The 16,650-nt window shown below is 48.1% G+C and carries 11 protein-coding genes and 1 pseudogene; 6 read left to right on the top strand and 6 right to left on the bottom strand.

Annotated elements, in window-relative coordinates:
• The first annotated feature begins 10 nt into the window (after positions 1 to 10).
• The 3 genes from AB3R30_RS01845 to frr all read left to right on the top strand — a co-directional run bounded on the left by AB3R30_RS01845 (position 11) and on the right by frr (position 1,924).
• Complete coding sequence (locus AB3R30_RS01845; RefSeq protein WP_458647433.1) at positions 11 to 547, top strand: thioredoxin family protein; 537 nt, start codon at positions 11 to 13, stop codon at positions 545 to 547.
• A gap of 113 nt (positions 548 to 660) precedes the next feature.
• On the top strand, positions 661 to 1,389 hold the full coding sequence (gene pyrH / locus AB3R30_RS01840) for a UMP kinase (protein WP_458647432.1): 729 nt from the start codon (positions 661 to 663) through the stop codon (positions 1,387 to 1,389).
• Positions 1,376 to 1,924 (top strand): ribosome recycling factor, encoded by a 549-nt coding sequence (gene frr / locus AB3R30_RS01835; protein ID WP_458647431.1) that lies wholly within the window; start codon positions 1,376 to 1,378, stop codon positions 1,922 to 1,924. The genes pyrH and frr overlap by 14 nt, the downstream gene beginning before the upstream one ends.
• A gap of 68 nt (positions 1,925 to 1,992) precedes the next feature.
• Here frr and AB3R30_RS01830 read toward each other — a convergent pair whose 3' ends face one another.
• On the bottom strand, positions 1,993 to 2,199 hold the full coding sequence (locus tag AB3R30_RS01830; RefSeq protein WP_458647430.1) for a family 2 glycosyl transferase: 207 nt from the start codon (positions 2,197 to 2,199) through the stop codon (positions 1,993 to 1,995).
• 207 nt (positions 2,200 to 2,406) lie between these two features.
• On the opposite strand from AB3R30_RS01830, the pseudogene AB3R30_RS01825 reads away from it, so the two are divergent.
• Positions 2,407 to 2,740: pseudogene (locus AB3R30_RS01825) on the top strand (IS1 family transposase); the annotation flags it as partial.
• A 46-nt stretch (positions 2,741 to 2,786) separates the two neighbouring features.
• Here the strand turns inward: AB3R30_RS01825 and AB3R30_RS01820 are convergent.
• From AB3R30_RS01820 to AB3R30_RS01805, 4 genes are all read right to left on the bottom strand, one after another.
• On the bottom strand, positions 2,787 to 8,504 hold the full coding sequence (locus tag AB3R30_RS01820) for an amino acid adenylation domain-containing protein (RefSeq protein WP_458647429.1): 5,718 nt from the start codon (positions 8,502 to 8,504) through the stop codon (positions 2,787 to 2,789).
• Positions 8,501 to 11,842 carry a non-ribosomal peptide synthetase gene (locus AB3R30_RS01815; RefSeq protein WP_458647428.1) on the bottom strand — a complete coding sequence of 1,114 codons (3,342 nt, stop codon included), beginning with the start codon at positions 11,840 to 11,842 and terminating at the stop codon, positions 8,501 to 8,503. The genes AB3R30_RS01820 and AB3R30_RS01815 overlap by 4 nt, the downstream gene beginning before the upstream one ends.
• Before the next feature lie 287 nt (positions 11,843 to 12,129).
• On the bottom strand, positions 12,130 to 12,981 hold the full coding sequence (locus AB3R30_RS01810) for a 3'(2'),5'-bisphosphate nucleotidase CysQ family protein (protein WP_458647427.1): 852 nt from the start codon (positions 12,979 to 12,981) through the stop codon (positions 12,130 to 12,132).
• 169 nt (positions 12,982 to 13,150) lie between these two features.
• A complete protein-coding gene (locus AB3R30_RS01805; protein WP_458647426.1) occupies positions 13,151 to 14,017 on the bottom strand; it encodes a sugar kinase in 867 nt (288 codons plus the stop codon).
• Positions 14,018 to 14,074: 57 nt separating this feature from the next.
• On the opposite strand from AB3R30_RS01805, the gene rsmI reads away from it, so the two are divergent.
• Positions 14,075 to 14,926 (top strand): 16S rRNA (cytidine(1402)-2'-O)-methyltransferase, encoded by an 852-nt coding sequence (rsmI, locus tag AB3R30_RS01800; protein WP_458647425.1) that lies wholly within the window; start codon positions 14,075 to 14,077, stop codon positions 14,924 to 14,926.
• Between the two features lie 82 nt (positions 14,927 to 15,008).
• A complete protein-coding gene (locus AB3R30_RS01795; RefSeq protein WP_458647424.1) occupies positions 15,009 to 15,341 on the top strand; it encodes a hypothetical protein in 333 nt (110 codons plus the stop codon).
• Between the two features lie 96 nt (positions 15,342 to 15,437).
• On the opposite strand, the gene AB3R30_RS01790 is transcribed toward AB3R30_RS01795, so the two are convergent.
• Positions 15,438 to 16,259, bottom strand: a complete 822-nt coding sequence (locus AB3R30_RS01790; RefSeq protein WP_458647423.1) for a hypothetical protein — start codon at positions 16,257 to 16,259, stop codon at positions 15,438 to 15,440.
• Between the last annotated feature and the right edge of the window lie 391 nt (positions 16,260 to 16,650).

The raw sequence follows: 16,650 nt of genomic DNA, 5'->3' as shown, positions 1-16,650 counted from the left end.
TATGGAGAAAATGGGAACTGCGATCGGAGGGTATGCACCAGACTTTGAGTTGCCAGGGATTGATGGGTCTGTCCACCACTTATCTCGCTATTTAGAGCAGTTTCAGGCAGTCGGTGTGGTGTTTATGTGCAATCACTGTCCTTATGTTCACCTGTATCTGGAGCGGCTCAAGCAACTGCAAACCGATTTTGCAGATCAAGGATTTACCTTGATTGGAATTAATCCGAATGATGCAGACCGATATCCAGATGACAGTTTTGACAACATGAAGACATTTGCCGCGCAAAATGGGTTAAATTTCCCCTACTTACGGGATGTCACCCAGGATGTTGCCCATAGCTTCGGTGCAGAAAGGACTCCCCATGTATTTCTACTCAATCGCCAGGGCATTCTTTGCTATAGCGGACGCATGGATGATAATGCAGAAGAGGCGAGTGATGTAAAAAGTACCTATCTCCGAGATGCGATCGCCCAAATTCTCAGCGGAACTCCCGTCAAGCCCACCTCAACGACACCGATTGGGTGTTCAGTTAAATGGCGACTCTAAAAGTTTAAGTAATTTTGAAACAATGATTTTGAAACATTGATCGCGGCTAATAGGTAGACGAAGTGATTTTTTAACGAGTATCTTAAGAAGGTATTTGAGGCGACTAATACCCCATGGGCTTAACTTATCAACGGATAGTACTAAAATTAAGCGGTGAAGCCTTGATGGGCGATCTGTCTTATGGAATTGATCCAGACATTGTGCAGGGAATTGCCGAAGAAATCGCAGATATTACGGCGAATGGGGTGCAAGTTGCAGTAGTAGTCGGTGGCGGAAATATTTTTCGGGGCATTAAGGGCGCAGCGGCTGGCATGGATCGAGCGACCGCTGACTATATTGGTATGATCGCTACCGTGATGAATGCCATGACTCTGCAAGATGCCTTAGAGCGGATGGAAGTGCCCACACGAGTGCAAACCGCGATCGCAATGCAGCAAGTTGCTGAACCTTACATCCGACGACGCGCCATTCGACATCTCGAAAAAGGGCGCATCATCATTTTTGGAGCCGGATCGGGCAATCCCTTTTTCACCACTGACACTACCGCAGCCCTACGAGCGGCTGAAATTAGCGCAGACGTAGTGTTCAAAGCCACGAAAGTAGATGGCGTGTATGATTCAGACCCCCGGACGAATCCAAACGCACGACGCTACACTACTCTAAATTATGCTCATGTTCTTAATAATGACTTGCGGGTAATGGACGCGACTGCCATATCCTTATGTAAAGAGAACAATATTCCTATCATCGTGTTTGACCTTTCAGTAAAGGGCAACATTCGTAAAGCGGTGATGGGTGATCCCATTGGAACCCTTGTCGGAGGTCTTTGTGAAGTTAGCTGAAGTTGAAGATCATATGCAAAAGGCGGTTGAGTCCACTCAACGGTCTTTCAATACCATTCGTACCGGGCGCGCTAACCCTTCTCTCCTCGATCGCATCTCAATAGAATATTATGGAGCGCCGACCCCTCTAAAATCTTTAGCAAACATTAGTATTCCCGATGCGAGTACGATTACCATTCAGCCCTTTGATCGGGGCAGCATCAGCCTAATTGAAAAAGCAATTCAACTATCCGATTTGGGCTTGACTCCAAACAATGATGGCTCTGTGATTCGCTTGAATATTCCCCAATTAACCAGCGATCGCCGTAAGGAACTCGTAAAACTTGCGGCTAAACTCGCCGAGGAAGGCAAAGTTTCCATTCGGAATATCCGCCGGGACGCGATCGACTCGGTGCGTAAACAGGAAAAGACCAGCGACGTTTCAGAAGACGAAGCTCGCGATCTGCAAGATAAAATTCAAAAAATGACCGACAAATTTGTAGCGAAAGTGGAAGAAGTCTTGGCAGCCAAAGAGAAGGACATTACCACTGTCTGACCACTACTCAACTTGCATGAGAGGTATCCTATCACCTGAGACTTGACAACTAGAACCCAACTTCTGTTTTAAGCAATCTGTAAATGGTTGAGCGGTTCCTTTTGAACCAAAGCAGCTTCTATGCATTGGGCAGGGCGAACGACATACGCCACATGCATAGGATAACCCTCAGAGTAAATGGCATCAATCCGCTTTAAAGCGTGTTCCCGATTTTGGAAGGAGCAAATGGCTTTTTCCTGACCGTTGGGATACCGAATACAAACTTGCCAGTTCATCTTTTAAAACCTTTTTGTAGGGAAAATCAAATTCTTTATCTGTATGAACTTCTCATGAACCCATCCTAGGAGCCTAAGAAATAATTGGATTCCGTATAATTGTTGAACTTTGTGGGCGATGCTGATCAGGGGTTAATAATGAGGGAAATAAAATCACATTTGTGTTGCTTGTGGTCGTCAGTTTATTGATGTTTACACTCCTCCTAGGTTGACCACTTCAAGCAAGGAATCTTGGGCTGGGTATTTAGGAAACCACAGCGCCAAGACCTTTGCTCCCTTGTGGGTGATTTTGGGGTCATAGCAGCGCTATTTCTAAGTCACTGGCGGCTGGTCAGTCTATCCCTGCTTTATTCCAGAGGGAGACCAGATTGTCAGCAAGACTTATATGACACGAGTGGAAAGAGAAAATACCCGGTTACGCAATTATTTAGCGCGATTGCATCGGAAGACTCTCTGTTATTCTAAATCCGTAACACTGCTGAAGCATTCGATTCGCTTGCTACTTCACTACCTCAAATTCGCCGATATTCCAGTGCCCTAACGATTCATTGCGATATTCAGCAACGCCGAACTTTAGACCCATTTCTTTAAGACAAACAGCGCCGAAGTTGTTGAGCTAGAGTTTGAACATGGGGTTGCTTCAGTAGGGATAGATGATTTCCGGGCACTTGATGAAGCTGAACAGCTTGAGCCAGTGCATCCCAACCCAAGGTGAGATCGTGCTGAATTGAATCAGGTTGTTCAGCCGCTTTGAAGAGCGTGATCCGGTTAGGGTAAGACTGCGGCTTATATCGATATGTTGCTTGAATGTGAGCATAGACAATCCGCAGCATGGGCGCGATCGCGGACTCATCCAGTAGCCGCAGCCGAGCTTCGTCAGGCACGAGACTGGCGATCGTAGACCACTGCCAGCGAGACAGCCAAGAGTTCCAAAATTGAAGTCGATGAGTCGAGATCGCGCCATAGTCCAACAGAAACGGTAGCGTAGACCAGAGGACAGTTCCTAGGAGAAACTTGAGGCTTTGATAGAGAGATAGCTGGTTGTTGGAGACAGGAGCCGGAGTGTCGAGAATTGCCAACAGCGCGATTTGCTCACCTGCTTGGGTTAACTGTTGTGCCATTTCAAAGGCAACCATACCCCCAAATGACCAACCGCCAATTAAATAAGGTCCCTGAGGCTGAACGGTTTGGATTGCTTGAATGTAGTAGGCTGCGATCGCTTCAATTCGGTTCAACGGGGGCGATTTTCCATCTAAGCCTAAGGGTTGAAGTCCATAGAAACTGCGATCGCTACCTAAATGATGTGCCAGTTCCAGGTAGGGAAACACGACTCCAAACATCGGATGCACACAGAAGAAAGGCTGTTTACTTCCATCAAGTTTATCTCCAATAACTAAGGGGACTAATGGTGACCAAGCATTGATAGTATGAGCGTCGGGTTGTGGAGGTTTTGCTACAGAAATTTCTGGGAGGATTTGAGAATTACTATTATCTAAGATTAATCGTGAACGACGATGAGCAGCCCTATCTAGCCGAACAAAGGGCGGGATTTTGGACTTTGAAGTGGTGTCGCGCAGGGTTTCAAGCAGGGGAGCGAGTTGGGCGATCGTAGGTGCTTCAAACACGCTCTTCAAGGGTAGTTCTAGTCCAAAGACATCGCTAACACGAGAGATCATTTGCGTGGCTAGGAGGGAATGTCCACCCAATTCAAAAAAGTTGTCGTGAGTGTTGATATGCTGAAGCCGCAGAAGTTCTTGCCAGATATCAATGAGGGTCAATTCTGTTGATGTTGATGCTGGGTGGCTACGGTTCACGCTTGGCGCGATCGCGGCGTTAGAGGAGTAGAGTATGCCTTCGTTCACTGAGATATGGCGATTTTGCTCTGCAATACTCACGCGATCGATCTTGCCATTGGCGGTTAGAGGAAACGCTGCCAATGGCACAAAAGCGGAAGGCACCATATAGTCAGGTAGAGTTTTTCTGAGATGTTGACGAAGTGCTGGAATGAGTTGATGAGCGAATTGAGATTGAAGCGGATCGTTCGTATAGTGATTATCGAATTGATGCTCCGAAGTTGGTAAATCAAGTCTTGCGTTAATATCTATATCAATGCCTTGTCGAGTCAACTGTACGTCATAATCTCCGGTATGGGTTTGAGTTGACCACGTAATTTCTATGGTATAAGGCAGCACGGCTTCTAAATCCCACCAATCTTGAGGAGCTATCGCTTGTTCAGTGGAACTCTGCAATAGATCTCGCATTCGCCCAACCGTTTTTGGTGCTGCTCTACTGCTTAACCAGTTTGCAATCTTGACAGCCGCATTAACCCGACTGTTTACAACATTTGTAATTATCAATATTTCTGGTTGATTCTCAATAAGATGCCGTTGAATTTCCTCAACTGTAATAGGATTCAGCTTCCAGTTATGGGGTTGAATAGAGGAACGCAATGTGGATGGGGCCGCACTTGGAATCTTTCTCAGATGTAATAAAACGTTATAGCGAAATTGCGTCATTTCATTGGGGCTGTGACCCCGTGAGAGCCGGATTTGTACCTGCTGAATTTGGGAGAATTTATCGCATAGGGCATGAAAGAAGGCGGGAGCGATCGCCAGTTCAGGTTCCTCAAATCGCGATCGCTCTACTTGATACTGAAGTTGGGTGCGTTCGATGTTTGCATCTGCCTGAGAAAATTTCATCCAAGCATGAAAAGCATTTAGTAGAGGTAAACTCCGAACATCACCAATCATCAAAACGCCATCGATCGCCACAGTTTGGATCGCACTTTCTAGCACCTGCATCAGATAATCTACGCTTGGAAAATACTGCACAATAGAGTTCAAAATTACGACATCAAAAGATGTATTATCAATCCCTTCAAAGTCATTTGCCATAAGGGGTAATAGCTCGACTTGAGGAAGGTTACGATCCTCTAGTTGATGTTGAATTGCTTCTAAAGAAATCGTTGAGAAATCGGTTCCCACATATTTTTGACAGTGAGGCGCGATTTGAAACAGTAATAACCCAGTGCCACAGCCGATTTCTAGTACCCGTTTTGGTTTAAGGGCGAGAACTTGCTGAACGCGATCGCGAACCCACTCTTGCATTTGCTCCAGCGGAATTGGTTCTCCGGTATAGCTGCTATTCCAGCCTGTGATGTTAACGTTTTGAGTTTTAAGGGTTGAATTTTGAGTGCGATCTAAAGACTCATAAGTTTGGTTATAAAGGGTTTGCCAATATTGGATTTGTTGCGTTTGCAGAGATTGTAGAATAGTGTGTTGAAAATGCTGGTGATTTGCACAAGCAGTTCGCTGGATGGAATCAAGGCTGAAATATGCAGTTAGGCGCATCTCGTTAGATGATTCTCCAGCGGCAATCACAACCGCCTCTTGGATAGCTGGATGGGCTTGTAGCGTTGCTTCAATTTCGCCTAACTCGACCCGAAAACCCCGGATTTTAATTTGTTGATCCACTCGACCTAGAAACTCGATCGCGCCATCAGATCGATATTGAGCGCGATCGCCAGTCTTATAAAGTTTTGAGTTTTCAGTTTTGGGTTTTGAGTTGAATGGATCATCAATAAACTGCTTTGCCGTTAGCTCTGGACGGTTGAGATAGCCCTGTGCGAGTCCTTTGCCACTGATATATAACTCGCCTGGAATGCCTGTAGGAACTGAATTTAAGGCGGCATCCAGAATGTATACTTGAGTATTGAGGATGGGGCGACCGATGGTGAGTGGATGATCGCCTGGATGGAGTTCCGCAACCGTTGCCCAAATCGTGGTTTCTGTTGGACCATAGGCATTAAAGAAGCGGCGATTGGCTGCCCAGCGATCGACTACTTGACTAGAACAAGCTTCTCCACCCGTAATCAGAACTTGTAGAGTGGGAAGTTCTGCAAACGGTAACACCGCCAATACTGCTGGAGTGAGCAGAGCATGAGTAATCGCATGATCGTGAAGGAATTGTACCAGCGCGATTCCGGGTAGCTGAGCAGCTTTGGGCGGAATATACAACGTGCCGCCGCAGCCAAAGGCTAATGCAATCTCGAAAATAGAGGCATCAAAACTAAGAGAACTGAATTGCAGAATTCGACTCTCGCGGCATGGGTGGAAGATGCGTTGAGCCTCAACGACGTTACATAACCCTCGATGCGTTAAGAGAACGCCTTTAGGGTTGCCCGTAGAACCGGAGGTGTAGATAACATAGGCAAGATGATCAGGAGTGAGGGATGTTTCTTGATCAGGTTCTATTAGCGGTAAGGGTTGATCTAAACAAAGAATTTTTGCTGATGATATGGGTAGAGACTCGACTAGCCAGGATTGAGTTAGCAGAATCGAAACCTGCGTATCAGTTAGCATGAAGAGAAGTCGATCGCTCGGATAATTTGGGTCAAGCGGCACATAAACTCCACCTGCCTTGAGAATTCCTAGAATACCAATCACTAGATCGATAGAGCGATCGACACATAACCCAACGAGAGCATCGGGCTGGACTCCCATTTGTCTCAACGTTTGTGCCAAATCATCGGCTTGCTGGTTGAGTTCTCTATACGTCAGCGATCGCGACTCTGAGACAACGGCGATCGCCTCTGGAGTCTGTCTTGCGTGTGCTTCAAAGAGGTGATGAAAACAGCGATCGCGGGTATCATCTGTGCAAGTCTGGTTCCATTCAACTACAATCTGTTGATGTTCTGCGGATGTGAGCAATGGCAAGTCAGATAGCCGCGCATCAGGATTATCGACAATGCCTTGTAGTAGAGTTTGAAAATGTTCGATGAGGTGACCGATGCGATCGCGATCAAACATTTCAGTACTGTAAGAGATGAAGCCGCTTAAGCCTGTCTGAGACTGCCACAGGCTCCGCAATCCGTGGGTTGGCTCCCATAGGTGAACCTCTAAATCAAATCGAGTGCTACCTGATTCTAACGGTGCAGGTTCTAGCGTTAATCCCGGTAGTTCTAAGGGCTGCATCGGCGCATTTTGCAGCGCTAAGGCAACTTGAAACAGCGGATTGCGGCTGAGATCTCGCTCTGGATCTAATTCTTCTACCAACTTTTCAAAGGGCAAATCTTGATGTGCATAGGCTTCGAGGGCAACATTCTGAACCTGCTTCAATAATTCTCGAAACGTGGGGTTTCCTGATAAATCCGATCGCATCACTACACTATTCACAAAAAAACCGATCAGCCCCTCTAGCTCGCTGCGATGACGATTGGCGATAGGCGATCCAATTGCGATATCGTCCTGTCCTGTATATCGATATAGCAGCGTTTGAAAGGCTGCCAGCAGAGTCATAAACAATGATGCGCCGGATTGCTGGCTCAAGTCTGCGAGTGACTGAGTGAGCGTGGGGGAAAATTGCACTGGGTAGGTTGCACCCCGGTAGGTTTGAACCGCAGGACGAGGGCGATCGCTGGGCAGATCTAATCCGGGTAAATCCTGTAGTTGCTTGCGCCAGTAAGCGAGTTGTTTCTCTAACACCGCTCCCTGCAACCAGTGACGCTGCCAGTTGGCAAAATCGGTGTATTGAATCGGTAAGGGCGGTAAGTTGGGCGATCGCTGCTCAACAAATGCCGTGTAGAAACAAACCAGTTCTTGGATTAATACGCCCAATGACCAACCATCCGCCACAATATGATGCAGTGTCAACAACAAAATCGACTCAGTTGGAGCAAATTGCAGTAGGGTCACTCGTAGCAGCGGATCAGCCGTCAGGTTAAACGGGCGCTGGGCTTCAGTCGTGGCTAACTGTTGAGCGATCCGTTCTCGCTCCTGCACTGCAACCGATTGGAGATTCACTACAGGCAATGTGATCGCTAGATGAGGGGCAATTACTTGAATCGGTTGCCCATTCGCGATCGTAAATGTCGTGCGAAGAGCCGCATGACGACGCCCAATTTCATTAAACGATCGCGCTAATGCTGTTTGATCGAGCATCCCTGTTAAGCGAATCGCCGCAGGCACGTTGTAGAAAGGGTTATCGGGAGTAAGTTGATATAAAAACCATAATCGCTGTTGAGCAAAAGACAGCGGAAAAACTTTTTCTTGAGTCGTGCTTTGAGTAATAGGTTGGATGGTTGAGGTCAATGGAATCGACTGCAAACGTGAGTGATGTAAATAGGCAATCAATTCGGCTTTGCGATCGGCTAATTCTTGGCGCAATTCGGGTGTCAATGTTCCTTCTGGAGCGTTACAGCGCAACCGCATCTTATCTAACGATGCAGATTGTTCGCCCTCAACAAAAAGTTGCACGTCCAGGCTTTTTAAATGGGAAATAAACTCAGCGATCGCCCGATTTGTCATAGTTCTATCTCCTCACGAGGATTGAGCAAATGATTGAAATCTGCTGGTGTGGTCGATCTCAACACTTCAATTCTTTGGGCGAGTTCTGCGATCGTTGGAGCTTCAAACACACTCCGTAGCGGCAGTTCTACCCGAAAGCGATCGCAGATGCGCGAGACAAGCTGAGTCGCCAGCAGGGAATGCCCACCCAATTCAAAAAAATTGTCGTGAATTCCTACTTGATTGTGCCCGAGGAGTTGAGTCCAAAGTTCGACTAGAGAAGCTTCTACCGAGGTTGTCGGTGCCATGGTTAGATCGACCTTCACAGTGCTTAGATTGGGCGGGGGTAGTGCCTTTTGATCCACTTTGCCGTTAGCGGTTAATGGGAAAGCTTCTAACAGGACAAAGGCGGCAGGCAGCATATAAGCCGGGAGTTTTGATTTGAGAAACGATCGCAGATCCAGTTCAGCCGAGATCGCCGATATGGGAACAACATAGGCAACGAGTTGACGATCTTGATCGATCTCACGGACTACAACGACTGCCGTTTGTATCAGCGGATGTTGAGCCAAAACTGTCTCGATTTCGCCTAACTCTACCCGAAATCCTCGAAGCTTGATTTGATTATCCGTTCGTCCCAAAAACTCAAGATTGCCATCAGGTCGGTATAGAGCGCGATCGCCAGTTTTATATAGTGCAGAGTTCGGAGTAACTCCTTCGGAGACGCTACGCGAACGGAGTATAGAGTTCAATAAGTTTTGTGGTTCCGTACTTTGACCCTTACATACCGCATTCATAAACCGCTCTGCTGTCAACTCTGGACGATTCAAATATCCTCGTGCTAGCCCCGCTCCACCTACATAAATTTCGCCGCTCACGCCTGCTGGAACTGGATTCAAGTTTGCATCCAACAGATACACTTGAGTATTTGCGATCGCCTGACCAATCGGAATCATTGTCGCGTTTTCTGGAACGTCTTGTACCTCATACCAAGTGGAAAATGTCGTGTTTTCGGTGGGTCCATAGACATGAATCAGATGTTGAGGTTTGCCCTGTTGCACCACCGATCGCACACAATCGACATTCACCATTTCGCCACCAAACAGAAGATAGGTGAGCGATCGAAAAGCGTCGGGAATTTGACTCGCGATTTGATTAAATAAGGCAGTGGTCAGAAACAGAATGCTAATCTGATGCTGCTGTAATTCAGTCACAAACTCAATCGGTGAAAGCGTAGTTTCTCGCTCAATCCCAATCAGTTGGGCACCCTTGAGCAATGCGCCCCACACCTCAAACGTGGCGGCATCAAACGCGAGGTTGGCGACTTGGGCAACGCGATCGCCCGGTTCAATCTGCACATAGTTGGTTTCACACACCAATCGATTGACTGCTCGATGCGACACCATCACCCCTTTTGGTGTTCCGGTTGAGCCAGAGGTATAGATTACATAGGCAAGCTGATCAGAGGTGCAAGAGGTAGACAAATTTTCATCTGACTCTTGGGCGATCGCGCCCCATTCTTGTTCGAGGCAGATCACTGTCGTTTCAGTGATGTTGAGCGCATCGACCCAATTTGCTTGAGTCAGTACTATCCTAATTCCGGCATCCTCTATCATCAAGTGCAGGCGTTCCGGCGGATAACTGATATCAAGCGGCACATAAGCCCCGCCCGCTTTTAGCACCGCTAGCATTGCCGCGATCGCTTCGATACTTCGTTCTAAGCAAATCCCAACAGGCGTTTCAGCCTCGATCCCTAGTCGTTGTAGATATCGTGCCAGTTGATTACTACCCTGATTTAAAGCCTCATAGGTGAATGAGCGATCGCCATAGTTGACCGCGATCGCGGTTGGTCTTTGTCTCACCTGCGCTTCAAATAAATGATGAATACATTCGTTTGCCGGATAGCTAGATTGATGCGAATGCCACTGCTGGAGCAATTCTCGTTGTTCTGTAGTGGTTAATAAAGGCAACCTAGAAAGAGGAGCCTCTGGATTTGCCACAATCCCCTCCAGTAAGGTTTGAAAATGATGTCGCAAAGCTGCGATCGTCATCGAATCAAATAAATCAGTGTTGTAGACAATCACTCCGCGTAATCCATCAGACTGCTGCCAACCCTTGCCCCATAGGTTCCGAAAGTTATCCGCACACTTCCACACATATAGCTCCAGGTCAAAGCGAGAAGTTTTCGTTTCCAACTCCACCGGGCTAAGGATTAAGCCCGGTAACTCTAGCTGCGCCATGGGTGTATTTTGTAGCGCAAACACCACTTGAAACAGCGGATTTTGACCCAGACTGCGAATCGGTTGTAGTTCTTCTACCAGTTTCTCAAACGGTAGATCTTGATGAGCATACGCCGCCAAGGTGACCTCTTTCACCCGGTCTAACACCTCGCAAAACGGGGGATCACCTGCCAAATCGGTTCGCAACACCAAGCTATTCACCAGAAACCCGATCAACCCTTCTAGCTCGCTGCGATGACGATTGGCGATCGGCGACCCGATCGCAATATCAGGTTGCCCTGTGTATCGATGTAGCAACGTCTGAAACGCCGCCAGCAATGTCATAAACAGCGTTACACCCGACTGCTGACTTAAGTTCTCTAGGGCATCCAACAAGCTCTGCGGCAGTTCCAGCAACTGACTAGCGCCCTGATGCTTGGGAACGAATGAATCCGCCAGACGAGATGCACCGGGCAAATTGAGCGGCGGCACATCCTTTAACTGCTGCTTCCAGTAGCGTAACTGCGTGTTCAGCACCTCTCCCTGCAACCACTCCCGCTGCCAGTGGGCAAAATCGGCATACTGAATCGGCAATTCCGGCAATACAGCCGATTTTCCTTGCACCATTGCCGTATATAGTTCGCCTAACTCCCGGATTAAAACGCCGCTCGACCACTCATCAAAAATGATGTGGTGCAATGCTATCAACAATAGATGTTCAGTCTTGTGTAATTGCCACAGTTGCACTCGAAACAGTGGCTCTTTGTTGAGGAAAAACGGCTGCTGAATTTGCTGCTGAATTTGTTGAAGTGCGGTGTCTTCGCGAAGTGGGGTTGGCACTGTTTGCAAATCGATCGCGGGTAATGAAACTTGCCGCGTCGGGCTAATCACTTGCACTAATTGCCCGTTTACTACATCAAATGTAGTTCTGAGGCTTTCGTGACGATAGACGATCGCTTGAATGCTCTGATGCAGCCGCGATCGCTGGAGCGCACCCGTGAGCCGAAAGACCAGCGGAATCAGGTATAAGCCGCTAGGAAGCAACTGTTCGATAAACCACAAGCGTTGTTGAGCAAACGAGGCTGGAAAGATGAAGACATCTTCCTCAACAGGCTCTTGATAGGGATCGTTTACAGTCATTTATACCTGCGTCTTTTCAACCTCACTCTGTTGTAGAGGAAAACGTGACTGAAGAATTATGCTTCAAGATAGATTTTTGGCAACGGATGAATAGTTATGACACAAAGATCCTTGAGAAATAAAAATAACGGATGGTTGTTGTCTTGATCTTCCCTTGTACTTTTAACCCCATGAAGTTAATGAATTATGGGTGTCAGTGCTGGGTTAAAACCATAATTTTAGAGACTTTTGGGTGCGATTCCCTTTGGGAGTCCTTCGGATGGCTTCGCCAACGTGGAACGAATCGCTTAACCATCGATCGCGGTCAAAATGCGGGTTGCTTCAGCGCATAAGCTTTCGTGACGGGTGCCATTACTAGCCAGTAAGCCGCCCCATTGAGTCACATCTTCGCGGTTATACAGTAAGGGCGTACCGTCAAAATGGGTGAATTTGCCGCCTGCTTCGGTCAAAATCAGTTCTGGAGCCGCGAGATCCCAATCTTTAGGAGCCGATGAGCCGGAGAGGGAAAGATAGATATCAGCATATTGATCCGCGATCGCCGCGATTTTGCCGCCCAAACTGCCTACGGATTTTTGAGTCTGACAAGGAAACTGCTGCATCAACTGGTTAAACCGATCGCTGCGATGGCTGCGACTCGTGACTACGATCATCTGCTCAAATTGGTTGCGCTGAGACACTTGGACTGGGGCGATCGTGCCATCTTTTTGTTCTACAAATGTGCCGCTACCGATCGCTGCAAAGTAGAGCCGACTGACTGCGGGGCAAGCCACCACCGCCAGCACCGGACGCTGATCCTGCACCAGCGCAATATGTACCGCAAATTCCCCGGTTTTTTGAATATATTCCTTAGTGCCATCCAGCGGGTCGATGATCCAAACGAACGATTTCTCTAAGCGATCGCTGGCAGGCTGAAGCTTATAAGTTTCTTCCGTCAGATAGCCAAACTCCTCAGTGCCTAAGCTAGCGTGAAGATTACTCAAAATGTAGTCATTGGCAGCAGCATCCGCAATAGTGACCGGTCCATCTGCCAAATCCTGCACCTCAAGATCCGATTGTTGCGTCTCCAGCAAAATATCTCCCGCGCCCCAACCCACCGTACGGGCGATCGCCAGCAATTCCTGCAAATTTCCATCTATCATGTCGCTCCCCTCCTGCATCGCTCCAATCACACTATCACTATGAGGTTTCAGGTTTCAGGGGTCGGGGGGCAGGTGAAACTATTCACCACCCGCTATCCGCCATTCGCTATTCGTCATTCGCTATTCGTCATTCGCTATTCGTCATTCGCTATTCGTCATTCGCTATTCGTCATTCTTTCATCCACTGGCGAGTGCCAAAATGCAAACACGATCGCGCAGCGACTTGAGCCGCCTTATCAAGGGCTTCTATAAAATTAGTTTGCAAAATGAAATAGCAAAATGCACCGTGAAAAATGTCGCCTGCGCCCAAGGTATCGACGGGCTGAATTTTGGGAACAGGAAGGTAGCCTGTTTGATCGCGATCGCGATACCAAATCGGCTGCTCTCCGCAAGTGATGGCACCGTGAGAAATGTTTAAGTTGTTCAAATAAGCCACTACCTCCAGTTGGGTATCGCAGTGGGGCGGATGAAAATTAGCAGAACAAATGGCGTAATCGATCAGCGGCAGCACCGTTTCCAAGCCTGGTTTCCAACTGCCACCGTCTAGCACAACCGGAATGTTGAGCGTTTTGGCTTGCTCAGCGATCGCCCTGCCGACTGCCAGTTGATGTCCATCCAACAGCACAATATCTACATCTTCCAAAACATCGGCGGGAATTTGAGCGGGTGTTGCCTGAAGTTTGGCAGCGTTAATTGAGATAACAGCGCGATCGCCCGTTGCCTTCGTCACGATAATAGAAGACACGGGCGGCGACTCAGCCCATGCCGAATCGAGATCCAACAACGCCACGTCACACTGCTGCAAATCTGCCACAATTAACTGCGTCATCGGGTGACAGCCCACCACGCTTAGCAGACTTGCCTGCCCCCCTAAAGCGCCAAATGACACAGCCGCATTCGTCGCCGGACCGCCAGCCGCCGTAGTATAGTCCAAAGCCACCAGCTTTTGATTTGGCGGCGGCGGCTCCATCACCTGATAGATTAAATCCAGCGTCGTCACTCCAACAAACAGTCCATGCATTACGCGGTTAACCATAGGGTGGCATTAGCGACACCGTAACGCACCTATCAAACAATTTATATTGAAAAAATCGTGCCATCTGATCCTAAACCAGGAACGCTATATATTGTGGGAACGCCGATCGGCAACCTGGAAGACATGACCTTCCGGGCAGTGCGGATTTTGCAAGCCGTGGACGCGATCGCCGCTGAAGATACGCGCCACACGGGAAAACTGCTGCACCATTTTCAAATCACCACCCCCCAAATCAGCTATCACGAACACAACCGCATGACTCGCACTGGAGAACTGGTGGAACGACTGCAACAAGGTCAGGCGATCGCCTTGGTGAGTGATGCAGGGATGCCAGGAATTTCCGATCCGGGTTATGAGTTGGTCAAAGCCTGTGCGGATGTGAGGATTCCTGTCGTACCAATTCCGGGCTGTAGTGCAGTGGTGGCAGCCTTAATCGCGTCTGGGTTACCCAGCGATCGCTTTGTGTTTGAAGGCTTTCTACCTGCGAAAACCAAAGACCGCCGCGCCCATCTGGAACAACTCACATCTGAATCGCGCACCCTGGTTTTTTATGAAGCGCCCCATCGATTACGCCAAACCCTGCAAGATTTGCGGATGTTGGGTGGCGATCGCCCAATCGTGTTGGCACGAGAACTCACCAAACTGCATGAAGAATTTTGGCGCGGCACCATTGCTGACGCGATCAAACACTACCGCGATCGGGAACCCATGGGTGAATTCACCCTAGTGCTTGCGGGTGCAGAACTCAACCCACTTATCCTATCAGACGATGCCCTCAAAGCCGAACTGCAAGTCCTCATCAACCAAGGAATTTCTCGCTCCGAAGCCAGCCGCCAACTTGCCCAGCAAACCGCCCTGCCCCGCCGCCAAATCTACCAGCTAGCCTTGTCTTTGCCAACTGATCTCTAAAACTTTATCGGGATTTCATCTAATCAGTGTAGTGCCTCCTTTCATCTGGGAATACTAGACACAATTCAGATCATCAACCCTCATGCAAAAGCTAATTGGCATTCTGTTTCTACTTGCAGGCACTTACGTCTTGGGTCAAAATGTGGTTTTTTCGACCTATTTCTCGCCATTTTTCTGGGGGAATCTACCAGCAGTTGGCTCTATTTTGTCCTTGATGATTGGGATTGTCTGTTTAGTAATTTTTCCAAGGCAAACCAAAAGTTTTGGCTGGATTTTCCTCATGGCAGGAATTGTGTCAGTCTTTCTTAGAAGTGGTGTATCCCTCAAGCCGACGAGCCTATGGAATTTTGTGCTAGCGTTTACCGCTCTCACCGTTGGCTATCGGCTATTGACTGCTCGTCGCCTAAGATTTTGATAGATCTGCATGGTAAAAAAGATTAGCATTGCTGAATGCTAATGTGACCTGATATGCAACTTTCCTAAAACACCTAATCCTATGTATTTGGCTTGTTTAAAGACTAGCTTGCTTGGCAGGTGCGGCTCCTTCACCAACGCTTTTGGCAACCTCTACGCCGTTCTCTTCCAAAATGACAACAGGAACAGACCCTGCCCCCATTTCAATTCGTTTGATCAACACTTTGCCACCAGAAACTCGCTGTCCAACGCCGACATAGCGGCTTCCTGGATCACCTGGCGCGATCACAATGGCTTGGGGAGTGTTACCAACAAACACCACGCCAGTAATTTCGACAGCAGTAGCAGTGGTGGTTGAAGGTGGCACCGGAGCCGCAGGCAGAACAGGGGGAACATTAAAACCTAGCGGCGCGCCTTCAGCGGTTGGCAGCGTAGGACGCTCTTCTAATGAAATGGGAGGAATTAGAGGACCGCTGGCGATCGGGCTATTTGCCTGAGTACTGGTTGGCTGTGTGCCGGGTCTAGATGGTTGTGCGCCTGTCCCAGGTGCGCCTGCTTGGGGTAATCCGGCAACCGTGGGTACTGGTTTTACAGGATTAGTGGTGGGTCTAGGTAAGGCGGGGGGAAGCCCAACAAATGGGTTTCTATTTTCGCTATTTCTAATTTCAGATTCAACCTGCTTTGCACGTTCCGCTGCATTGGTGGGTTGAATGAGTCCTGCGACTGCGCGAGTGGGTTGCTTTTTTTGAACAACCAAGGGCTGGGCGACTGGGGCAGGGACAACTGCGGGGGCGGGGGTAGTAGCCGCAGGATCGGGGGATGGGGTGCTAGCCGTGGGGGTCGTAGTGTCTTCAGAGCTACAACCAGCGATCGCAATTGTGACAGCCCCAATCAATGCAACTAGTCTTTGCGAACCCATGATTTCAATCCTCCAACTACTTTAGTTCCAAGATAACTCTAATCAGATTCATCTGTCGAAAATCATAAATTTCGCAAGTGAGATTTTTCACTTTTGAAGGAACAGTTAGCACATTAAGGAACAGTTAGCACATTGTTGATATTCTATGAATCGATTGTTGTGAAAACAAGCCTCCATTTACCTAACCTCTATTTACCTAATAAGATAGGATCTAAATAAGATAGGGCATCTTAATCCGTTAATCTATAGATAAATCACAGATAGGTTACTTTCCAGTCTTCGCAACGCTTAAGTTGATCCTCCTAATTAAACGAGTAGATCGACTAGGATAGGCATCTTTAATATGAAGAATTACTTTAGTCCAGGCTTCTTACATAAGGTTTGAGTGATT

The sequence above is a fragment of the Sivoneniella epilithica UHCC 1019 genome (assembly GCF_040830845.1).
In the GTDB taxonomy this organism is placed as follows: Bacteria; Cyanobacteriota; Cyanobacteriia; order Leptolyngbyales; family Leptolyngbyaceae; genus ULC077BIN1.
Note: the sequence above shows the minus strand (reverse complement) of the source record. Positions and strands in the feature narration are given on the sequence as shown.